Origin of the sequence: Proteiniphilum sp. X52 (assembly GCF_003712195.1) — a bacterium.
In the GTDB taxonomy this organism is placed as follows: domain Bacteria; phylum Bacteroidota; class Bacteroidia; order Bacteroidales; family Dysgonomonadaceae; genus Proteiniphilum.
In genome coordinates this window covers 1-19,685 of sequence record NZ_RDSD01000036.1, presented here as the reverse complement: position 1 = coordinate 19,685, position 19,685 = coordinate 1, and the positions used below count along the sequence as shown (strand labels likewise).

The following is a 19,685-nucleotide window of genomic DNA, read 5'->3' as shown; positions in this document are numbered from 1 at the left end:
AATTGTACAAGTGTTTTTGAAACTTATTTATAACTTTTTCCCGTTAAATTCTTTAGGAATAACTGCGGATAATCATTAAACAATTCCTCTGCCGATTTGTTGAGTCGTAAGGTGCTTTGCTTGTGGAGCAAGGAAAAAAGATTGAACCCGTGCGGAGTCTTCTTTTGTTTTTTGTATCTTTGGGGAGTTAATGTGCCAATGTGCCAATGAGAATAATGTGCCAATGAGAATAATGTGCCAATGAGAATAATGTGCCAATGTGAATAATAATGAAAAAGAAGTCAAGAAGTTATTATTTGTTTTTTCACTTTTAATTCTTCATTTTTAATTTTTAATTCTTCATTCTTCATTCTTCACTTTTCATTCTTGGCTCTTGGCTCTTGGTTCTAATAATAAAGATACAATGAAACGGTGCGTGCTTATTTCCCTGTTATTCGCCTTATTCGTTGTAGGAGTCTTTCCTGCAACGGTCGATACGGTAAGTGTTTTCAGCAAAAAAATGGAAAAGGAGATCAAAACGGTGGTCATTAAACCGCAATCATATGACGGGGAGAATGCTTTCCCCGTTCTCTATTTGTTGCATGGTTACAGTGATCGGTATGACGGATGGGTAATCAAAGTGCCTCATATCAAGGAGTTGTCTGACCAATATGGAGTGATTATTGTCTGTCCCGACGGCGCTTTCGGAAGCTGGTATTTCGATAGTCCTGTCGATCCGGCGTTTCAGTTTGAGACCTTCGTGTCAAAAGAGCTGATCACATGGGTGGATAACAATTACAAAACCGTTGCTTTGCGCGAAGGACGCGCCATTACCGGCCTGAGCATGGGAGGTCATGGCGGGCTCTACCTGGCTTTCCGGAACCAGGATGTGTTCGGTGCGTGTGGAAGCATGAGCGGCGGCGTGGATATTCGTCCCTTCCCCAACAACTGGGATATCGCCAAACGGATCGGCTCACAACGTGATTATCCCGAAAGATGGGAAGAAAACACCGTCATGGGATTATTGCATTTGTTGACACCGGATGCGTTAAAGATAATTATCGATTGCGGGACGGAAGATTTCTTTTTCGCTGTCAACCAGCGGCTGCATGAGGAAATGCTGTATCGGAACATACCGCACGATTATATTACCCGTCGCGGGGCACATAACTGGGAATACTGGAGCAATGCGGTGAAATACCAGGTGCTCTTCTTCAGTGAATATTTCAAATCCCGGCATAAGAGTTTAAACAATCAATAACAGGAAAGATGAGAAAATGGCTATTATCTTGTCTGGCGGTAGGCATCAGCCTGTGGCTTTCCGCCCGGCCTTCAGAACCTTTCAGGTTCGCACTGGTTACCGATACGCATGTCAGCAATCATGAGAACAATGAAGATCTCCGGCGTACGGTAAGAGACATCAATTCGCTTACGGATATCGCCTTCGTGATTGTGTCGGGAGATGTGACCGAATTCGGTTCGTACGATGAACTGCATACGGCGAAAACGATGCTGGATGGCCTCACCGTTCCTTATTATACAATCCCCGGAAATCATGACTCCAACTGGTCGGAAAGTGGGACCAACGATTTCTTGCGGATTTTCGGCAATGAAACATTCGGTTTTGAATACAATGGCTACAAGTTTATCGGACTGGCTTCAGGCCCTAATATGCGTATGGGGCCGGGACAGATACCACGGGAGAACCTCACCTGGTTTTTCGAAGAGCTGGAGAAAACCGATACCGGCATGCCTGTTATTTATGTGAACCATTATCCGATGGATGACGGCTTGAACAACTGGTTTGAAGTGATGGACGCGTTGAGATCCTATAATGTGCAACTGATGTTGTGCGGACATGGGCATGCCAATCGGGCAATGAATTTCGAAGGAATCAATGCGGCGATGTGCCGCTCCAACCTGCGGGCCAAAGAAGCGTATGGAGGATATACTATTATCACTGTGGATGCCCATTCTATTACTTTGCAGGAACGGAAGGCCTCGGGTGAGACACTTGCTCCCTGGCTTACCTTTCCGGCAGGACAACGACCTCGATGGGAGACCCATCCGCCTCGTCCCGATTATTCTTTTAACCGGGATCATCGCTCTGTTTGCGAAGTCTGGAGTGTACAGGAAAAAAGCGATATGGGTGGCGGCATGGCACTCCATAACGACTTGCTGATATATACCAACACTGCCGGAGAGGTCAAGGCGGTGAGGGAAGGGGATGGTGCCACGGTGTGGGCCTATAAGACCGGTGGCAAGATCTATTCTACTCCTGTTGTGCATGAAAACCGTGTATGGGTCGCCTCTTCCGACTCCTACCTGTACGGACTGCGTGTGCAGGATGGGGAAAAACTTTTCCAATTGAAAAATGATAAAGCGGTGGTTTCTTCTCCCGCCTGTTCCGCAAACAAGGTGATGCTCGCCGGTGGAGACGGTCGCTGCCGCGCGTGGGATGTCTCCACAGGAAAGCTCCTCTGGGAGTTTGATAGTGTGAGGAACTTCGTGGTCACCCGCCCGCTTGTAAAAGATGGAGTGGTCTTTTTCGGCAGCTGGGGCAATGAATTCTATGCCCTCGATATCGAAACCGGAAAACCATGCTGGATCTGGAACAGCGGACACTCGAACCGGATGCTCTCTCCTGCACAGGTGGTCCCCGTTGCCACGCATGGAGGGATCTACCTTGCATCCCCCGACCGATATATGACCGTTTTGGATGAAGTGACAGGAGAGGTGATATGGCGCTACAATGATCCGCAACACAGGGTGCGTGAATCAATCGGCCTATCGGAGGACGGCAATACTGTCTACGCAAAGACCATGGATGGGAATATCCTTGCTGTTGACGCGACCGTTCCCGAAAGAAAAATAAAATGGATATCGTCGGGAGAGGATATGGGCTATGAACTTACCCCCACGCCGGTGGTGGAGAAAAACGGAGTCGTCTACGCACCCACCGATAAGGGGCTGATCTATGCCTACCGCGCTTCGGATGGCACATTTCTTTGGAAGTACCGTATTTCCAACGGACTCATCAATATGATCCTGCCGACGGACAATAACGAATTGTTTGTCTCGGCGATGGACGGCCGGTTAGTGAAGTTAAGGGTGAAATTGTAATGATCGAATCTTTGAACATGGACAAACGTTTGTGGTGGCTGGACAAACGTTTTTGGACGCTGGGCAGAGGTAGTGATACCAGCCGAGGGTCGGTAATACCCGCAGGACTTTCAGCTTGGTTCCTTTCTCGGAAAGCACCTCGATAAAGGGCATTCCACGATCTTTCCCTGTTTCACGTAAAAGACGTATCCCGATACGTTTTCGTATCCCATTTCCTGTATATGCTGTGCATAATATCGCACCTGACGGACGTGTTTCGAGTCCTCCGTCTCGCCGAACTTGTAATCGGCTACGATCACTTCGTCGGGGCCGATCATTACCCGGTCGGGGCGGCTGAATCCGGCATCGGGGTGTAGCACTTGGGTCTCATTCAGCACGGTATATTTGCCGGAATACCAGTCTGAGATCTCCGGTCGGGATAAGATCTCTGTCAACTGGCGGATCGTGTTATCCCTTTCGTCTTCTGCCAACTCCCCTGCGGAGACCTTTTGTTCCACTGCCCGCGGAATATCCGCCAGGGTCTTTACGTTGCTTACAATGTCGTGCATCATCGTGCCATAATCGCGGCTGCCATCGTCACTGAAATAGCCGATGGAGTTGAATCGCAATTGTAGCCGGTCGCCAAAAGGAACCGATTGCCATTTCCCTGTCTTATCACTGTTCACAACCGCTTTTTCTTCCGGTTTCCGTGCTGTCGCCGGCTTGCCATATTCAAAAACAGATTCTGTCTCCCCCTCATCGAAGTGTTCATTTAAAGAAATATAGTCTCTTTGATGACCGGGGTTCGTAGACTCTGGAGTTACGGATTCCGGGGAAGCGTTGTGGCCGGTCAACGCCGAAGCGGGTAGGGGAGCGGGGTCGGTAATGCTTCTCCATAAGAGATCTGCCGCGTCGGAAATGGTTTCCGGTTTCCGGGGGATGGGGGCGAAAGCGATGAGCCGGTGTCTGGGACGGGTAAAAGCCACGTAGAGCAGGTTCAGGTTGTCGATATAGGTAAACCGCTTTTCTTCCAGGTAACTATCCCTGAAGATGGTGTCTTCAAGTCCCTTTCCGTATTTCAGCGGGGCAATACCCAAAGTGTTGAACGGCGCGGATCCGGGTTTGCACCAGATAATATCGTTATGATGTGTATTGTGGTCCATACCCCAGCTCACAAACGGCATGATCACGGCGCCAAATCCCAACCCCTTCGATTTGTGGATGGTAATCAGCCGGATGGCGTCTTGGTCTTCGGGCGAAAAAAGCGCTTTCCTGTGGCCGGTCTCATCCCACCAGTCCAGAAAGCCGTTTAAATCCGCACCAGCGCTCTCCTTGAATTTAAGGACTATATCCAGAAAAGCTTGCACATAGGCGTTTTCTTTGGCATCCAATGCATCGGCTGTCAACGTGAAGAAATGCTCGGTCATTTCGTAGAAAGGCATGGATGCCAGTTCACCGAGATGACCTTTTATCTCCTCGGGGAAATCGCCGCGGCCCTCTTCACCATAGAACTGTAGGGCCTCGTCCGGAGAAGAGCGGCGTTGAAACCGGTAGAATTCGTAGATAGCCATCATCCTGCAAATTTCATCTTTGGGGTTCCGGAAATAGCGCATCAGCGCGATGATGGATTTCACGCTTTGGGCACTGCGGACAAGAAGCGCTTCATTGGAAATAATGTCGTAACGGTAAGGCGATTGCGGGTGTTGTTCGCGGTAGGACAACAGCGTTTCAGCCACCTGCACCGCTTCATGGTTCCATCGTACTATGATAGCGATATCTTTCAGTGCGAACCCCTGGTCCTGGAGCGATTCAATCTCATGCGGCAGCCGCTCCAGCACATCTGCTTTCCAGTCTGTCTCCTTGTCATCCTTCAGAAAGGTGATCCTCACTTGCCCGCCACTGTCCTCTTTTTGGCGAGGAACCTGCTGATAGAGGTCGGCGTAGGCATTGGTGATCTGTGTGTCGCTGTCGTGCCCGTTATTGCCACCCCCTTCGGTATGCCGCGGATTTTCGGAGGAGGAGTTCAAATCGTTTTGCAGGTTGACAGCTGCTTTCGTGAAAAAGGCATTGTTGAATTGCACGATATGTGCGTCGCTTCGCCAGTTGGTATCTAATACGTGCTCCCGGATATTGCCGGCCTGAAAATCCTCTTTTACCTGTTCCTCGAGCAAACGCCAGTCGGAATTGCGGAAACGGTAGATACTCTGCTTCACATCGCCCACGATCAGGTTAAGGTTTCCGGAGGCGAGGCTTTCTCCGATCAACGGCCGGAAGTTTTCCCATTGCATACGCGAGGTATCCTGGAACTCATCTATCATATAATGATGGACGCGGGTGCCCGTCTTTTCATAGATAAAAGGGGAGTCGGTGCCGGCGATGATGTCGTTCAGCAGTTCCGTTGTGTCGGAGAGGAACAGGGTGTTGTTTTCCTGTTGCAGTTTGCGCAGTCGTTGTTTGATGTCGTTGAGGATACCCAAGGTATAGAAATTACGGAGCAGATGTTTTGCAGTCTGGTATTCCCGGTCGTTATCCGACAGGTAAATGATTTGCTTTACACAATCGTTGAGGCCGTCGCTGTAAGCCGATCGGATAGCACTCTCTTTCTCATTGCCGCTGTGCCATAGGTCGATGTTGTCTGCCAGTGCGACAAGGCGTGTGGATGGTTTCTCCATGTTTCCGCCTGCCAGTTTGGTGAATAGCAGGAAGCCGGAATTCCTCTTATGTTTGAAATCGTCATACGATAATCCGTATTGCCGCATGATGCTGAGCGCCTTTATTCCTACCGATTTCACCTCGTTCTCGTGGCTCTTTGCGACACGCATAAGCATTTGTTTGTAGGCCTCGAGCTGTTCCTTATCCTGAATGGCCGACCGCTCCTCATCGGTAAACGATTTATATGTCTCGTTGAACAATTGCTTCGCCAGATCCAACACTTGACGGTCGATCTTCCAGCTTTTCCCCTCTTCGATATTGTGCTGCATGAATCGCAGGAGCCATTCCGCCAGCGTCTTGTTTTCCGGTTTATCCAGTTCGGAAAGCATCAGGTCGATCGTCTCGGTCAACAGGGATGTCTCATCCAACTCGATATTATATCCCCCGGCCAAACCGGTCTCACGGGCAAAGGTGCGCATGGTCTGCTGGAAAAAACGGTCGATGGTGCTGATAGAGAAAGAGGAATAGTCGTGTAGAATAGTTTCCAGGACGGTTTTTGCTTTTGCGCGGACATCTTCCCGGGGCATCGAGAAATCTTTCACCAGGTCCGCCAGATAGGGGGAGTCTTGGTTTGAGGCGAGGCGGTACAACTCTTCCACGATGCGCGACTTCATCTCATCGGTCGCCTTGTTGGTAAAGGTTACGGCCAGGATGTGGCGGTGATTGTTTGGCGCGGAAAAAAGCAAACGGAGATATTCACCTGTCAGACGGTGTGTTTTGCCCGATCCGGCAGATGCTTTGATCACGTGGAGCAGATGTCTGTCTAATGACTGCTGATTTTCCATCGATCGTTCTGCTGTGTTGTGAACCGATTTCCGTGGTTAGACGATACGTGATTTGGCATATCCTTCCTTCTGCAGGAGAGCCAGTATCTTTTCGCGATGATCGCCCTGGATGATGATCTCTCCCTCTTTGGCTGATCCGCCCACGCCGCATTTTGTCTTCAGCATCCTGCCCAGTTCCTGCAGGTCGTCGTCACTTCCGATAAATCCGGTCACAAGGGTTACAGCCTTTCCTTTGCGGTTCCGTTTGTCGAGGCTGATACGAAGCAACTGTCTCTCTTTCGGCTGTGTATTCTCCTCCTCGCTTCCCTCTTCATTGTAGTGGTAATCGGGATTGGTGGAGTAGACAATATCTAATCTTTTTTTCCAGTCGTTCATATTATCACGGAATTTACATGTTGAATTTTTTCCACTATTTCTCGCCATGGCACGGTACTCCGAAGATACGCATTTTCCCTTAAATATGCTTTACCTCTAACGATTCAATCACGTTCATGATATAATCTCCCATCCGTTCACATTCCGAGATGATATCCATATAGAAAACGCCGTTTTGATACGAGTAGAGATTCTGGTTCAGATTCTCTACATTCTCACTCTTGAGGAGATTTCGCTTTTCATTGATGCTGTTTTCGATATGTTTACTGTGCAATAATTCCGATTCCGTTATTTTTTTGTTTTTGAGCAGGGACTGCATATTTTCAAATGCCTTGTCCAACAGTTCGTACATGCAGTTGATATTGGTGAGAATGCTCTCTTCAAAAACAGTGTCTGCTTCCATCTTTCGTTTCAAATGCCGGGCAATGTTACAACTTGAGTCGGCAATGCTTTCTATTTCCGTCACCCCGCGGAGGATGGCACGTACCCGTTCTTTACTCTGATTACTGAGCCTTCCTTCTGCCACTTTACCCAAATAAGAACCTATTTCAACCTCCATCTGGTCGCAGATATCCTCATATTTCTCAGTACGGTTGTACAGTTTAAGGAACTTCTTGTCGTGATGGTTCAAATTGGTTAATTTCTTCACGAAACCAAACATTTTCCGGACACGTTGCACATATACTTCCACCTCTTTTTCCGCCTGGAGGATGGAAAGTTCATCTGTGGAGGCCATTCCCGTGGAGATATACTGCAGTATGAATTCCTCATCGTCTTCTTCGCCTCGTTTGGGTCTGATGACGGTGAGACAGATCTTCTCATACAATTTCACAAACCAGATCATGATGAGCACATTACAGATGTTGTAAAATGTGTGGAATAGCGATAAGCCATACGAGGTGGAGGCTCGATAATCAAGGTATTCACTTTGCAAGGCTGCCAGTTCGGGCGAGAGTTCCGATCTGGAAAGTGTGGTGATCTGTGTGTATTCGTCCGGAGAGAGCGAGGCGAGAAATGACTGCATCCCGCTGGGGTTGATGGATGTAATTCCTCCAATGATCGTGTCGACAAGCTCCACAAAGAAATTGAACACAATTGTCAACCAGACAAGACCCAACACATTGAATATGAAATGGGCGAATGCGGCTCTTTTTGCCGAGATATTTGCCGGAATAGCCGCAAGATTGGCGGTAAGGGTCGTGCCCAGGTTTTCTCCCATCACCATCGCGGCGGCACTTGGGAAGTCGATCCATCCTTTTGCCGCCATGATCAGGGTAAGGGCAACCGTAGCGCTCGAAGATTGGACGATGACGGTCAGTATGGTGCCGACAAGCAGGAAGAATAATATCGAGAGAAGCCCCCTGTCGGTAAAGTTTTGTAGGAAAGATAATACTTCGGGATTGTTTTGCAGGTCGGGCATGGAATGTTGCAAAAAATCAAGCCCCATAAAAAGAAAGGAAAATCCAAAAATGAATTCTCCTAATGACTTATTCTTGCTTTTTGAGGAAAAAATGAGTGGAAGCGCAATCCCCATCAAAGGAATCGACAACGCACTGATCGACAGTTTACCAAATCCAAAGAGGGCAATCATCCATGCGGTGAGTGTGGTTCCGATGTTGGCACCCATAATTATGCCGATGGATTGAACCAGACTGAGCAATCCCGCGTTCACAAAACTCACTACCATTACCGTGGTGGCGGAGGATGATTGGATAAGGGCGGTGATTAGTATTCCGGTCAATACGCCCGTCAGACGGTTTTTTGTCATTGCTGACAGGATATTCCTAAGTTTATTACCGGTAAGTTTTTGGAGGCCCTCGCTCATGATTTTCATCCCATAAAGGAAGAGTCCCAGCGAACCTACAAGTTTTAAAAAATCGAAGAAACTGTAGTCCATGTTCGAAAAATAGCGTATATTAGCGTGCAAATATAGTGAAAGCCCAGAGAAAAACCAAGCTTGCTTGAGTTTTTCCGGGACGCCTCCTGTGTTCCGGAAATATAATGAAAGCCAAGAGAAATGACAAACTTGTTGGAGCATTTCCGAGGCGCGTCTTGTATTTTTCAAGTTTAGATAAAAACTTCCTGGCAAATAAATGTGAAAAGTAAAAATAACAATATGACAGATACGGTATGTGTGCATTGCCTTAACACAGATGTATATAAAGAGGTGAAAATCGGCTCAACATTAGAGGAATTGATTGATGTTCTCGGGATTACATCGCCTTACCTGATTACCAATGCAAAAGTAAATAATAAGACGGAGTCGTTATCTTACCGGATCTACCGGCCGAAAACAATAGAGTATGTTGACCTGACCCATTCTTCCGCCATGCGTACCTATGTAAGGTCGTTATGTTTTATTTTGGCCAAGGCGGTGAATGATACGCTGCCCCATGCCGAAACCTATATTGAACATGCTGTGGCCCGGGGATACTATTTTCAAATAGAGGCTGACGTGCCGGTGGGAAAACCCGAATTGGATGCTGTTCGTGAGAGGATGCGGGAGATCGTGGACGCGGATATTCCTTTCGTGCAGGTGGAAGAGGAAACTGCTAAAGTGGTGAAACTGTTCCGTGACCGGGGGATGGAAGATAAAGCCCGGCTGCTCGAAACGTCCGATTTCCTCTATGCCCGCTACTCGAAACTGGAAGAGTATATCGACTATTTTTACGGCAGCCTGACACCCTCCACCGGTTATATTACAATGTTTGATATTCAGCCGCACAATGGCGGTTATCTCTTGCGGGTACCCAACCGTGAAAATCCGATGGAGCTGGAACCCGAAATACAACAGGAGAAATTGTTGAAGGTGTATCGGGAGCATCTCCAGTTCTTGAGGATAAGCCAGTTGGATAACGCGGGAGATCTGAATCGGGCGAAACAGGAGAATCGTATGTCTGAAGTGATCCAGGTGGCGGAGGCCTACCAGGCAAAACAAATCGCCGCCATCGCCGAGGAGATCACCGACCGGTTCAGGGAGGGAGTGCGTGTCGTCCTCATATCGGGACCCTCCTCTTCGGGAAAGACTACCTTCCGCAAACGGCTTGAAGTGCAATTGATGGTGAATCTGCTGAAGCCGGTGGGTATTTCATTGGATGATTATTTCGTTAACAGGGAACAGACACCTTTGGATGAACTGGGGGAGAAGGATTACGAATCGCTTTACGCGCTCGATCTGGAGCTGTTCGAGCAGCATATGCTCGCGCTTATGGCGGGCCGGGAGATTGAACTGCCCTTCTATAATTTCATGACGGGTAAACGGGAGTTCAAAAAGAACTACCTGAAGATGGAGGAGAACAGTATCCTGATCGTGGAGGGAATTCACGGGTTGAATCCGGAGCTGACCGAGCATATCCCCCCTGAGAAGAAATTCATGGTCTATGTTTCTGCGCTGACGACCATCTCACTGGACAATCACAACTGGATCCCAGCTTCCGATAACCGGCTGATTCGACGTATCGTACGTGATTACCGCTACCGGGGCTATTCGGCCGAACAAACCATTTCCCGTTGGGACAGTGTAAGGCGTGGTGAAGATAAATGGATCTTCCCCTACCAGGAGAATGCCGACGTGATGTTCAACTCGGCCATGATCTATGAGCTGGCAGCTATCCGGCGCCATGCGGAACCCATCCTGCAACGTGTGCCACGTACCGTGCCGGAATATTCCGAAGCATACCGCTTGCTCAAATTCCTGGGTTATTTCAATTATATTACCGACCGCGAACTGCCACCCACTTCCCTGCTGAGGGAGTTTTTGGGAGGAAGCAGTTTCCGGTATTAAGAGTGTGGAAAGGTGCCCCATGCTCGACACACCCACAGGTGATTTTACTGATGTATTGATTTTAGATAAGAGTCCCCGGTCAGACTGGGCATAAATATGACAGAAGATATAATTTGTGCGATATCCACTCCTCCCGGCATGGGAGCGATAGCCGTGATCCGTCTCTCAGGCGAGGGAAGTGGTGCCCTGGCCGACCGGATATTTCACTCTCCTTCGGGACAAAAACTGAATGACGCTCCTGCCAATACTATCCATTTTGGAAGGATCATGATGGACGATGAAGTGCTGGATGAGGTGCTGATTTCCGTTTTTCGCGCCCCCCATTCCTTCACGGGGGAGGAGAGTGTGGAGGTCTCCTGTCATGGGTCGGTGTATATCCAGCAGAAGATCATGGAACTATTACTTGCCCATGGAGCCCGGCTGGCGGAAGCAGGCGAATTCACCCGTCGCGCGTTCCGTAACGGCAAGTTCGACCTGAGTCAGGCCGAGGCGGTTGCCGATCTGATTGCTTCTTCCTCACGGGCTTCGCACCGGGTGGCGATGAACCAGATGAGGGGAGGTTTTGCCAGAAAACTGTCCGACTTGCGCGATAAGTTATTGCAGTTCGTCTCACTGATCGAGCTGGAACTCGATTTTTCGGAAGAGGACGTGGAGTTTGCCAACCGGGAACAACTCTACCTGTTGACCGAAGAGATTGAGCGGGAGATCGAGAAGCTGGTCGGTTCTTTCCGGTTAGGAAATGCCATTAAGAGCGGTATTCCGGTCGCTATCATCGGGGAGACCAATGCCGGCAAGTCTACCTTGCTGAATTTGTTGCTCGATGAGGAGAAAGCCATTGTCAGCGATATCCACGGCACCACGCGCGACGTGATAGAAGATACCATGAATATCGGGGGTGTCACGTTCCGGTTTATCGATACGGCCGGTATCCGCCACACTTCCGATACCATTGAGACAATGGGGATCGAACGCACATTCCGGAAAATCGAACAGGCCTCCATTGTGCTGTGGGTAGTCGACCTGACCACTCCGCGGGAAAAGATTGAGTCGCTGGCAGAGTCCATCGTCCCGAAGACAAGGGAAAAGCAGCTGATCCTACTGTTTAACAAAGCCGATCTGATAGCGGAAGAGGAGCAGGCGGACATTGCAGGTATCCTTCCGGAAGTGGAGGGTGACAGGCTTTTTATCTCGGCTAAGCAGCATCATAATACCGCCCGGTTGCAGGAGTTACTGGTGAAAGCCGCCGCCATTCCCGCTATCGGCAAGGAAGATGTGATCGTTACCAACCTCCGTCATTATGAAGCGCTCAGCAATGCCCTCGAAGCCATCCTGCGCGTAAAAGAAGGCTTGGAGATCGGCATCACCCACGATTTCCTCTCCCAGGACATCCGCGAATGCATGTTCCACCTCGGCGAGATCACCGGCCAGATCTCCACCGATGAAATACTCGGCAATATCTTCAGTAAGTTCTGCATCGGGAAATAAATAGCTGATAATCAAAATTATAAATAACAACCAGTAATCATAACCCGCTATAAATTAGCGGGTTATGTTGTTTTGAATATTATCGTTATTGCTTGTATATATGATATGTTATACATATTTTAGTACCGTATTTGTATCGCGAATACGAAATAATTGTTTCAGTAGTATTTGTATTCATAGGTAATGTATAATTGGAACTTTAGTGATACAGCAAAAGGATATGTAAAGCCGGAATATTACAGCGTTGAAGAGGCTATGCAAAAATATGACTTAACTCGTGACGCATTATACCATTACATTAAGTATCATAATATCTCCAAAATAAAAGAGGGAAGATACATCAAAATATCAAAACCGGAATTGGACAAATTATTTGAAATGCAAATCATCGAATAACTATGGCAACTATACCAAAAGTAACATTGAGAAAAAGAGTTGTGTGGGGTGCGAAAGAAAGTTTGTATCTCGACTTCTATCCGCCAATACGTGATCCTTTTACAATGCGCATGACACGTCGGGAATCATTAGGCATTCATATTTATGCCAAACCGAAAAATGAAATGGAGCGGGAGTTCAATCAGGAAATGATAATGAAAGGAGAGGTGATTCGTGGATTGAGAGTACAGTCTTTGATTAATGAAGAGTTTGGTTTTCTTGATAAAAACAAGAAAAAAGCGGATTTTCTATCTTACTTAAAATGAAGGCTCGGAAAAAAGACCAGAAATGGATGAAAATATATCTGCACTTTAATAAATTTGTGAATGGTAAATGTTCTTTCGGGGATGGGAAGCAACAATAAGGCTATTGGAAATCGCGACAAACGATACAAGTGACACTGTGGAATGGTGGATTTATGAGACAAAGTTCGGAACAGAGCCAAATATGAATATTATTGAGAAAAGGGATGGTGAAGATGTTTCAGTATCTTTGTCTACAGCAAAAGAATTGTATAACTATGTAAAAAATAAATGACTATGGCATACGAAGTAAATAAAATACAATCGCAGTTTGAGGAATTAAAGTCAATCATCGTTTCTCATAAAAATAGGGCATATCAGGCTGTTAATTCGGAGCTTATCATTACTTATTGGGAAGTAGGAAAATATGTTTCTGGAAAAACTAAAACGGCCGAGTGGGGTACCGGTGTCGTTGATCAATTAGCTAAATATTTGAAGGAGAAGCAACCTGACTTAAAGGGTTTTGACAGGAGAGCCATCTATAGGATGGTGAAATTTTATGAAATCTATAGCTCTCCGGAATTTGTGGCGATTGGAAACCCACTTTTAGAAAGATCTGGAATTCAGGCGAATAAAATTGTGGGGATTGAAACCCCACAATTTGGAGAGTTGAAAACATTACAAATTCTAACTCTTATCAATTGGTCATCTCATATTGAAATTTTAACTGGATGCAAAACGCACGAAGAGAGATTATTCTATATTTTCTTAACATACAAAGAGAAACTATATGTAAAGGAATTACGGCGACAGATCGAAACAGGTGTCTATGAGCGCAGCCTGTTGGGTGAGAAGAAACAATCGCTGAAATTAAAAGAGACTTATCCCTCAGCCAAACAGCTATTCAAGGATAGATATATGGTTGATTATTTAAACCTTCCGGAAGGATATGGTGAAAAAACGCTTCAACAAGGACTGGTACAGCAAATGAAAAAGTTCATTCTGGACTTAGGAAAAGATTTTATTTTTATGGGTGAGGAATATTCTCTTCAGGTTGGAATGACTGATTTTAGTGCAGATCTTCTCTTTTTCCACAGAGGATTACAATGCCTCGTAGCGATAGAGTTGAAAACGACAAAATTCAAACCGGAATATATCGGGAAATTAGATTTTTACCTTGAAGCGCTTGACAGAGATGTGCGTAACGAAAATGAGAATCCCAGCATTGGTATATTGTTATGCAAAAGTGCCGATAGTGCCGTGGTTGAGTATTCATTAAGCAGAAGCATAAGCCCAAGTTTGATTGCAGAGTATGAACAGAAATTGATACCCAAAGAAGTATTAAGAGCACATTTGAATGAATATTATGACGATATAAAAACGGCATTGGAAGAAAACCATGAAGAATAAATACCTTGAATATATCATCATCTACCTGTCTGTAGTTATTGGCTGTATCTCTATAGCTGCGCTTGTCAGGCTTGCAGCAATTGGAGTAGGGGCCGATGGGTTTACTGCTAATATTGTTTTCTAGGGCGTTACCGGATTGGGTATACTTGCCTACTGTATTCTTACACTCGCTATTCAGGGACTTTTAGAAAAAACATTCAAACTATTTTTCCCAAAATCAAAGAAATCAAAGGAACAGCAGGCTATAGCCAAATCTCTTTCCTTACATGAAATACGTGCCGAGAAACAAAAATAGGTAGACCGGCAAAAAGCCGAGAAACTGAATATCGCAACCCTTTACATACAAAAAATATTTGCTCCATATATTTCAGACACTGGTATGAACAGGTTATGCAAATACATTGAGTTATATTCAGAAGGGACGTCTTATGAGAAGATAACTATTCAACCGGTAAGAGCAAAAGGACTTACTGCTATTGATATTTTTCATTTCGGCTGGAACATCTGGAAGCATTTCACTGTAAGCAAACAAGATGAAATAGCCATTTTTCTCAAGAAAATATTTGCCGACCATTTGAGAGGTGTTGAACCTGAAACAATTAAAAGGCATCTGAAAGATGATGAATTGAAAGGAATTGTTAAAATTCAGGAGAATTTGCAGGAACATAACTAACCATTAAATACCATTACCCACAGTGTTTCTGAAGTGTTTTCCCTGTGTTTTGTAACACAAGGAAAACACTTTTTATTAAAATAACGCCAGATATTAGTATTCCTAAATTAGCAATAGAATTGGATCGGACCCCGGATAGCATAAGATATTATTTGAGGTAATTACTTCAGAATGTTAGAGTTAGTCATGAGGGCTCTAGTAAATCCGGCAAATGGATTGTCCTTTAAAAATTTCACGGTACAAACTCGATAAAAATAAGAAATGCAACTTTCAATAAATCAGGTGAATACATTAAAAAAAAGGCACTTTTAAGTAAGTGTCTGATAATCAATAGAAAATAAATAGAGCTTAAGTGAAAATTTGTGCCGTTTATGTGGTAATTAATTTATAATTAATTAGTTGCATTTTCTGCATCGGAAAGTAACTATTCTGACCTATAACTCTCTATACTCTCTCGGCGACAGGCCTTTCATCCTTGAGAAGAACTTGCTGAAGGAAGAGGTGTCGGAGAAATGGAGGCGGTTGCTTATTTGTGCGATGCTCATCTTTGACGTGCGCAGCAGGAAGGAAGCCTCCATCAGGAGCATATAGTTGATATAGTCAATGACGGTGCGTCCGGAGACCTGACGGACAACCCGGGATAAGTAAACCGGACTGATGCAGAGCCTGGAGGCGTAGAACGGGATGTCATGGTGCTCAATAAAGTGGTCCGGCAACAGGCGGATGAATCCGATGAAAATGTCTTCGACACGCTGTGAAAGCTGACGATGCACGATAGTCCGGTCCTGCACATTCTGCAGGTCAAGCAGAAAGATGGCGTAAAGCATTCGCAACACCTCGCCCTTATAAATGTGGTCGGAATGCTGGTAGTGTATTATTTCACACATTTTTTCTGCAAGATGCCGGGCGGCATCATCCGGCAGCGTCTGCTTAGGCTCGCGCAGCTGAACGACAGGAAGGGTTGCGATGTGCACAAGGTCATGTAAAACGGGTGCATCGATGGCTGCGTGTTCGTCAGCCATCAGGCAGTAACCGTGAAAATCGTCGGAAGTGGCGGTTACGGTGACGGGGAGACAAGGCGAATAGGTGTACAGGTCGCTGGGGTGCAGCGTCAGTTCACGGCCATTGTAGTGAATCGTCATCCACCCTTTGTCAACCAGCATAAAGGCAAAGCAGGAAACAAATCCCTGCGTCAGGTTGGCACGAAGGATCTTTGACGCATTTGTCTCCAAGCAGTACATCCCGTCATCCCAGCCTTTTTCGGGCAAGTCTTTGCCAACAAATATGGGCAGATATTCATTCAGCGTATACATATCGAGTGCAAAGATACAAATAAAAGTCAACTGTATCGTTTCAGACAATTTATGTATCGTTTCAGATTTTTCATAGTGTATAAAACAGCGTAACTTTACAGTCGGAATAAATCGTATAACAAATTAACATACAACATTATGGATAAGAAGAAATCTATTGAGGCATTGCAGTTTTTCGTAACCCATCTGGCAGAAGGCGCCATCGTTCACAAGCAGCAGGGCATGATCTTCAAGTCACAGGGCATCACCAAACTCGGAGAGAAGTACATCGGCCACTTCAATGAGGAGATGGGCTGGGTAGAGAAGTTCACAGAGCGCATCCTCGACCTTGGCGGAGAGGTCAAGTTCGAAGGCATGAACAGCCGCGACCTTATCTGCGACCCCGTCGAGTATATCAAGGCCGACCTCGCCATCCAGGAGCCAGGCGTTGAGCTGCTGATGAAGTGCATGGAGGGCGTGAAGGACGATCCCACCACCTACGACATGCTGAAGGCTTATCTGAAGGATGAGGAGGAAGACCTCTACTGGAGCCAGGGCGCAGTGGAGCTCATCGAGAAGATTGGCACGCAGAACTGGCTGTTGTTGCAACTGTAAAACACCAAATAGAGAAAAGATTATGAAAGACCAAGTATTACAAGCCATGCGTGAGTTCGGTGCACCCGTCAACGCTGGCAAGATTGCAGAAATTACAGGTATCGACCGCAAGGAAGTGGACAAGGCTTTTGCCGAACTGAAGAAGGAGGGTGCCATTGTGTCGCCCGTACGCTGCAAATGGGAACCTGCCAAGTAATCACTCACAACCACGCACAAACGAATAGCCCCGACCATATGGTCGGGGTTTTTCGAAGATGTTTTTGAGGGTTTCCATAGCGCAATTTATTGCACTTTCTGAATTTGGAAAACTGCGGAAAAGTGCGACCAAAAATGAACCATACTTGGACCACGCTGTATTTAACTAATTGATTATTAATAAGTTGCTGAAAGTGTGCCGGCAAGTAGGCTATAGGTAATTGATATTCAATTTGTTAAAAGCTTTTGTTAAAGTATTTTGACACAATTCTCTGTTTTTGTAATTCACTTATTTTCAATATCTTGCAAAACCTGTAAATAAAAACATCACTTCCCACGGTGGAAAGTGCGGAATATGGGGGTAAAAAAATGGGCTCGGCTCAATATGCCCGTCGCTCTTCCTCGGTCTCGAAGGGGGAGAACCCCGACGTATAGAGGTCGGGGATGCCATAACGGTTGATCCACTCACGAAACTTGCGGCGGAAATCCTCACCGGCATAGTCCAGCCCTGCGGCAGCAGAAAGTCCTGCGCCAGCTCCAATCAGCACGTAGTCGGCATCAGCAATCAGTTGGCGGAATTGTTGAATCTTGTCCATAACCATCAGCCATTAATCGTCTATAGATGTCATAGTCCTTATCTAAGAAGACGTTGAAAACAATTTGAGTGATGGATGATGCCTTATGTGCGGCAATCCACTGCTTCACCGTGGTAATGGCAATCTCTGCTGCCCGTTGATTGGGGAAGTTGAAAACGCCAGTGGATATGCAGCAGAAGGCGATGCTCTGCAGATGGTTCGAATCGGCAATATCGAGACAAGAACGGTAGCACGAAGCCAATAGTTCCTCTTGTTCCTTCGTCGGGAGTGAGCCTTGTGGGATGATAGGCCCCACGGTGTGGATGACGTGCTTGGCAGGCAGGTTATATCCGAGTGTTATCTTGGCTTGTCCCGTCTGTTCATCATGCCCCTGAGCCTTCATCAGTTCATTGCATTCCTGACGAAGCTGGATGCCTGCAGCCGAGTGGATGCAGTTGTCGATACAGTTATGAAGCGGCACCCAGCAACCGAGCATCTGACTATTGGCCGCATTCACGATGGCATCTACTTTCAGACGCGTGATGTTCCCCTGCCAAAGCAGAAGACCATTTCCGTCAAGTTTTACTATGCCCTTTTCTTCTGCCTGGGATTGGAGTTCCTGATCCTGGGCTGCGAGGAAACTCTCAGATGCAGGTATCGGCTGACGGATGTTCATCAAGGCACGCATCAATCGCTGCTTATCGGCAATAGAAGCGGGTATAGCATACTGCTGCGCGCAATCCGTCATCAGCTGTCGCAAGACAGAGTCAAGATTCTCAGTTCTATTCATCATGCTTGTTTACTTTTTTGAAAATTTCTCTCCAACAAAGCCGTCGCCAATTTCGCCTGTTATCAGGTTCATGTGCTTCAGAACGGGTGGTGTAGGACGGAGGTCGTAATAGTTCATCTCAACAATGGGCAGGCAAAAGTAAGCCAGCTTGTCATAACTCGTATAGAGGCGCGACAGCACTTCGTTGTTCTCATAAATCCATCGTTTAGTTTCTTCAGGAACATCGAAGTTGACCATTCCCACACATCCGACTGATATTTTATCGGCAGAAGCGAGAATTTCCACGTTTGGATTCTCCAGCAACTGACGATGGACGGCTTTCTGTGCCGATGTGGCAAAGTATAGCGTTGTTCCCTCCTGCTTCATGATCTGGAATACACGAATCTTGGGCAGATTGCCCTCGCACGTGGCAAAGGCAATCTCGTTGTGGTCGCGCAGGAATTGTAATGCTTGCCGCAACATGGTTTAGTAAGCTACGGTGAAACGCTCTTTGTGATGTTTCGGTGTTTCCAGTTCATCCACCATTGCCATTGCATAGTCTTCAACGGAGATGAAGCTGTCACCTTTCTCATCTACAAGCAGGTCATCCTTGCCAACACGATATTTTCCTGTGCGGGTACCGGGCTGCAGGTTACCAAGATTAGCAGCGGGAGAAAGGAAAATCCAGTCAATCTCATCCTCTTTCATCAGCGTGTTCAGGTAGAACTCGCCAAGGCTCTTCACGCCGGGTATCCATGCCCCGGGCAGCGTGCCCGTGTCCATTAAACGAAGACCAGGCTTTACGAATAGTGTTCCGGCACCGCCAACGATGAGAAGTCGCTCCACACCTGCGCGCTTGGCTCCTTCCACAATCTTGGGGTAGTTCTCCAGCGTCTCTTCATACTGACGAGGATTGGTCCAACCAGGATTGTAGGCCGAAATGACAGCATCCTTGCCAGCAGCCAAACGAGCCAAAGATTCAGGGTCGGTGGCATCAGCCACCACTACCTCCACATTCTGTTTGTCTGCCAGACGCTTTACATCACGAACGATTGCTGTCACCTGGTTACCACGATTAACCAACTCATTCAGAAGCGCTGAACCTACGAAACCTGTTGCACCAATCAATAATACATTCTTTGCCATAATTCTTTTTTTTGGGGTTAAACTTAATTCTTTTGGCTCTATATGATTTCGTATGGGTAAATTAGTTTTTCTACTTTTGCAAAATGGATTCATTACAATTATTTACATTAG

General features: G+C 46.6%; 16 protein-coding genes and 2 pseudogenes. 10 read left to right on the top strand and 8 right to left on the bottom strand.

What is annotated here, in order from left to right; genetic code table 11:
• The first annotated feature begins 403 nt into the window (after positions 1–403).
• Together D7D25_RS17085 and D7D25_RS17080 are read left to right on the top strand one after the other, a co-directional pair.
• Positions 404–1,240 (top strand): alpha/beta hydrolase family protein, encoded by an 837-nt coding sequence (locus D7D25_RS17085; RefSeq protein WP_122970130.1) that lies wholly within the window; start codon positions 404–406, stop codon positions 1,238–1,240.
• Between the two features lie 8 nt (positions 1,241–1,248).
• Positions 1,249–3,102: a PQQ-binding-like beta-propeller repeat protein gene (locus D7D25_RS17080; RefSeq protein WP_122970129.1), complete on the top strand. Its 1,854-nt coding sequence runs from the start codon at positions 1,249–1,251 to the stop codon at positions 3,100–3,102.
• 110 nt (positions 3,103–3,212) lie between these two features.
• On the opposite strand, the gene D7D25_RS17075 is transcribed toward D7D25_RS17080, so the two are convergent.
• The 3 genes from D7D25_RS17075 to D7D25_RS17065 all read right to left on the bottom strand — a co-directional run bounded on the left by D7D25_RS17075 (position 3,213) and on the right by D7D25_RS17065 (position 8,850).
• Entirely contained in the window at positions 3,213–6,578 is a 3,366-nt protein-coding gene (locus D7D25_RS17075) for an exodeoxyribonuclease V subunit beta (RefSeq protein ID WP_122970128.1), read from the bottom strand.
• A 36-nt stretch (positions 6,579–6,614) separates the two neighbouring features.
• On the bottom strand, positions 6,615–6,953 hold the full coding sequence (locus D7D25_RS17070) for a translation initiation factor (protein WP_122970134.1): 339 nt from the start codon (positions 6,951–6,953) through the stop codon (positions 6,615–6,617).
• A gap of 79 nt (positions 6,954–7,032) precedes the next feature.
• Positions 7,033–8,850, bottom strand: coding sequence for a Na/Pi cotransporter family protein (locus D7D25_RS17065; RefSeq protein WP_122970133.1), 1,818 nt, complete (start codon positions 8,848–8,850; stop codon positions 7,033–7,035).
• A 219-nt stretch (positions 8,851–9,069) separates the two neighbouring features.
• Here D7D25_RS17065 and D7D25_RS17060 point away from each other — a divergent pair, with 219 nt between their 5' ends.
• The 6 genes and pseudogenes from D7D25_RS17060 to D7D25_RS17030 all read left to right on the top strand — a co-directional run bounded on the left by D7D25_RS17060 (position 9,070) and on the right by D7D25_RS17030 (position 14,982).
• On the top strand, positions 9,070–10,737 hold the full coding sequence (locus tag D7D25_RS17060) for a nucleoside kinase (protein WP_122970127.1): 1,668 nt from the start codon (positions 9,070–9,072) through the stop codon (positions 10,735–10,737).
• 96 nt (positions 10,738–10,833) lie between these two features.
• A complete protein-coding gene (mnmE, locus tag D7D25_RS17055; protein WP_122970126.1) occupies positions 10,834–12,222 on the top strand; it encodes a tRNA uridine-5-carboxymethylaminomethyl(34) synthesis GTPase MnmE in 1,389 nt (462 codons plus the stop codon).
• A 180-nt stretch (positions 12,223–12,402) separates the two neighbouring features.
• Positions 12,403–12,618, top strand: a pseudogene (locus D7D25_RS18625) (helix-turn-helix domain-containing protein); the annotation flags it as partial.
• A 2-nt stretch (positions 12,619–12,620) separates the two neighbouring features.
• Positions 12,621–13,006 (top strand): annotated as a pseudogene (locus D7D25_RS17045) (site-specific integrase); the annotation flags it as partial.
• Positions 13,007–13,196: 190 nt separating this feature from the next.
• On the top strand, positions 13,197–14,309 hold the full coding sequence (locus D7D25_RS17035) for a YhcG family protein (protein WP_255417373.1): 1,113 nt from the start codon (positions 13,197–13,199) through the stop codon (positions 14,307–14,309).
• 379 nt (positions 14,310–14,688) lie between these two features.
• On the top strand, positions 14,689–14,982 hold the full coding sequence (locus D7D25_RS17030) for a hypothetical protein (protein WP_122970123.1): 294 nt from the start codon (positions 14,689–14,691) through the stop codon (positions 14,980–14,982).
• 434 nt (positions 14,983–15,416) lie between these two features.
• Here the strand turns inward: D7D25_RS17030 and D7D25_RS17025 are convergent, their stop codons facing one another.
• Positions 15,417–16,343, bottom strand: a complete 927-nt coding sequence (locus tag D7D25_RS17025) for an AraC family transcriptional regulator (protein WP_122970122.1) — start codon at positions 16,341–16,343, stop codon at positions 15,417–15,419.
• A gap of 90 nt (positions 16,344–16,433) precedes the next feature.
• Between D7D25_RS17025 and D7D25_RS17020 the strand changes: the two genes are divergently transcribed.
• Together D7D25_RS17020 and D7D25_RS17015 are read left to right on the top strand one after the other, a co-directional pair.
• Positions 16,434–16,889 (top strand): bacterioferritin, encoded by a 456-nt coding sequence (locus tag D7D25_RS17020; protein ID WP_122970121.1) that lies wholly within the window; start codon positions 16,434–16,436, stop codon positions 16,887–16,889.
• Positions 16,890–16,911: 22 nt separating this feature from the next.
• Positions 16,912–17,085: a transcriptional regulator gene (locus D7D25_RS17015; RefSeq protein WP_122970120.1), complete on the top strand. Its 174-nt coding sequence runs from the start codon at positions 16,912–16,914 to the stop codon at positions 17,083–17,085.
• A gap of 379 nt (positions 17,086–17,464) precedes the next feature.
• Here the strand turns inward: D7D25_RS17015 and D7D25_RS17885 are convergent, their stop codons facing one another.
• The 4 genes from D7D25_RS17885 to D7D25_RS17000 are packed head-to-tail and all read right to left on the bottom strand — an operon-like array spanning position 17,465 to position 19,574.
• A complete protein-coding gene (locus D7D25_RS17885; RefSeq protein ID WP_148038974.1) occupies positions 17,465–17,680 on the bottom strand; it encodes a hypothetical protein in 216 nt (71 codons plus the stop codon).
• Positions 17,643–18,452, bottom strand: a complete 810-nt coding sequence (locus D7D25_RS17010; protein ID WP_255417372.1) for a protein-ADP-ribose hydrolase — start codon at positions 18,450–18,452, stop codon at positions 17,643–17,645. Before D7D25_RS17010 ends, D7D25_RS17885 begins: the two co-directional genes overlap by 38 nt.
• A gap of 6 nt (positions 18,453–18,458) precedes the next feature.
• Positions 18,459–18,911, bottom strand: coding sequence for a pyridoxamine 5'-phosphate oxidase family protein (locus D7D25_RS17005; RefSeq protein ID WP_255417371.1), 453 nt, complete (start codon positions 18,909–18,911; stop codon positions 18,459–18,461).
• Positions 18,912–18,914: 3 nt separating this feature from the next.
• Positions 18,915–19,574, bottom strand: a complete 660-nt coding sequence (locus D7D25_RS17000; protein ID WP_122970119.1) for an NAD(P)-dependent oxidoreductase — start codon at positions 19,572–19,574, stop codon at positions 18,915–18,917.
• Positions 19,575–19,685: the final 111 nt, after the last annotated feature.

What these genes read in the sequence shown, in the direction of transcription:
- D7D25_RS17085 (WP_122970130.1), top strand. Translation starts at nt 404, where the DNA reads ATGAAACGGTGCGTGCTTATTTCCCTGTTATTCGCCTTATTCGTTGTA.
- D7D25_RS17080 (WP_122970129.1), top strand. Translation starts at nt 1,249, where the DNA reads ATGAGAAAATGGCTATTATCTTGTCTGGCGGTAGGCATCAGCCTGTGG.
- D7D25_RS17075 (WP_122970128.1), bottom strand. Translation starts at nt 6,578, where the DNA reads ATGGAAAATCAGCAGTCATTAGACAGACATCTGCTCCACGTGATCAAA.
- D7D25_RS17070 (WP_122970134.1), bottom strand. Translation starts at nt 6,953, where the DNA reads ATGAACGACTGGAAAAAAAGATTAGATATTGTCTACTCCACCAATCCC.
- D7D25_RS17065 (WP_122970133.1), bottom strand. Translation starts at nt 8,850, where the DNA reads ATGGACTACAGTTTCTTCGATTTTTTAAAACTTGTAGGTTCGCTGGGA.
- D7D25_RS17060 (WP_122970127.1), top strand. Translation starts at nt 9,070, where the DNA reads ATGACAGATACGGTATGTGTGCATTGCCTTAACACAGATGTATATAAA.
- mnmE (WP_122970126.1), top strand. Translation starts at nt 10,834, where the DNA reads ATGACAGAAGATATAATTTGTGCGATATCCACTCCTCCCGGCATGGGA.
- D7D25_RS17035 (WP_255417373.1), top strand. Translation starts at nt 13,197, where the DNA reads ATGGCATACGAAGTAAATAAAATACAATCGCAGTTTGAGGAATTAAAG.
- D7D25_RS17030 (WP_122970123.1), top strand. Translation starts at nt 14,689, where the DNA reads ATGAACAGGTTATGCAAATACATTGAGTTATATTCAGAAGGGACGTCT.
- D7D25_RS17020 (WP_122970121.1), top strand. Translation starts at nt 16,434, where the DNA reads ATGGATAAGAAGAAATCTATTGAGGCATTGCAGTTTTTCGTAACCCAT.
- D7D25_RS17015 (WP_122970120.1), top strand. Translation starts at nt 16,912, where the DNA reads ATGAAAGACCAAGTATTACAAGCCATGCGTGAGTTCGGTGCACCCGTC.
- D7D25_RS17885 (WP_148038974.1), bottom strand. Translation starts at nt 17,680, where the DNA reads ATGGACAAGATTCAACAATTCCGCCAACTGATTGCTGATGCCGACTAC.
- D7D25_RS17010 (WP_255417372.1), bottom strand. Translation starts at nt 18,452, where the DNA reads ATGATGAATAGAACTGAGAATCTTGACTCTGTCTTGCGACAGCTGATG.
- D7D25_RS17005 (WP_255417371.1), bottom strand. Translation starts at nt 18,911, where the DNA reads ATGTTGCGGCAAGCATTACAATTCCTGCGCGACCACAACGAGATTGCC.
- D7D25_RS17000 (WP_122970119.1), bottom strand. Translation starts at nt 19,574, where the DNA reads ATGGCAAAGAATGTATTATTGATTGGTGCAACAGGTTTCGTAGGTTCA.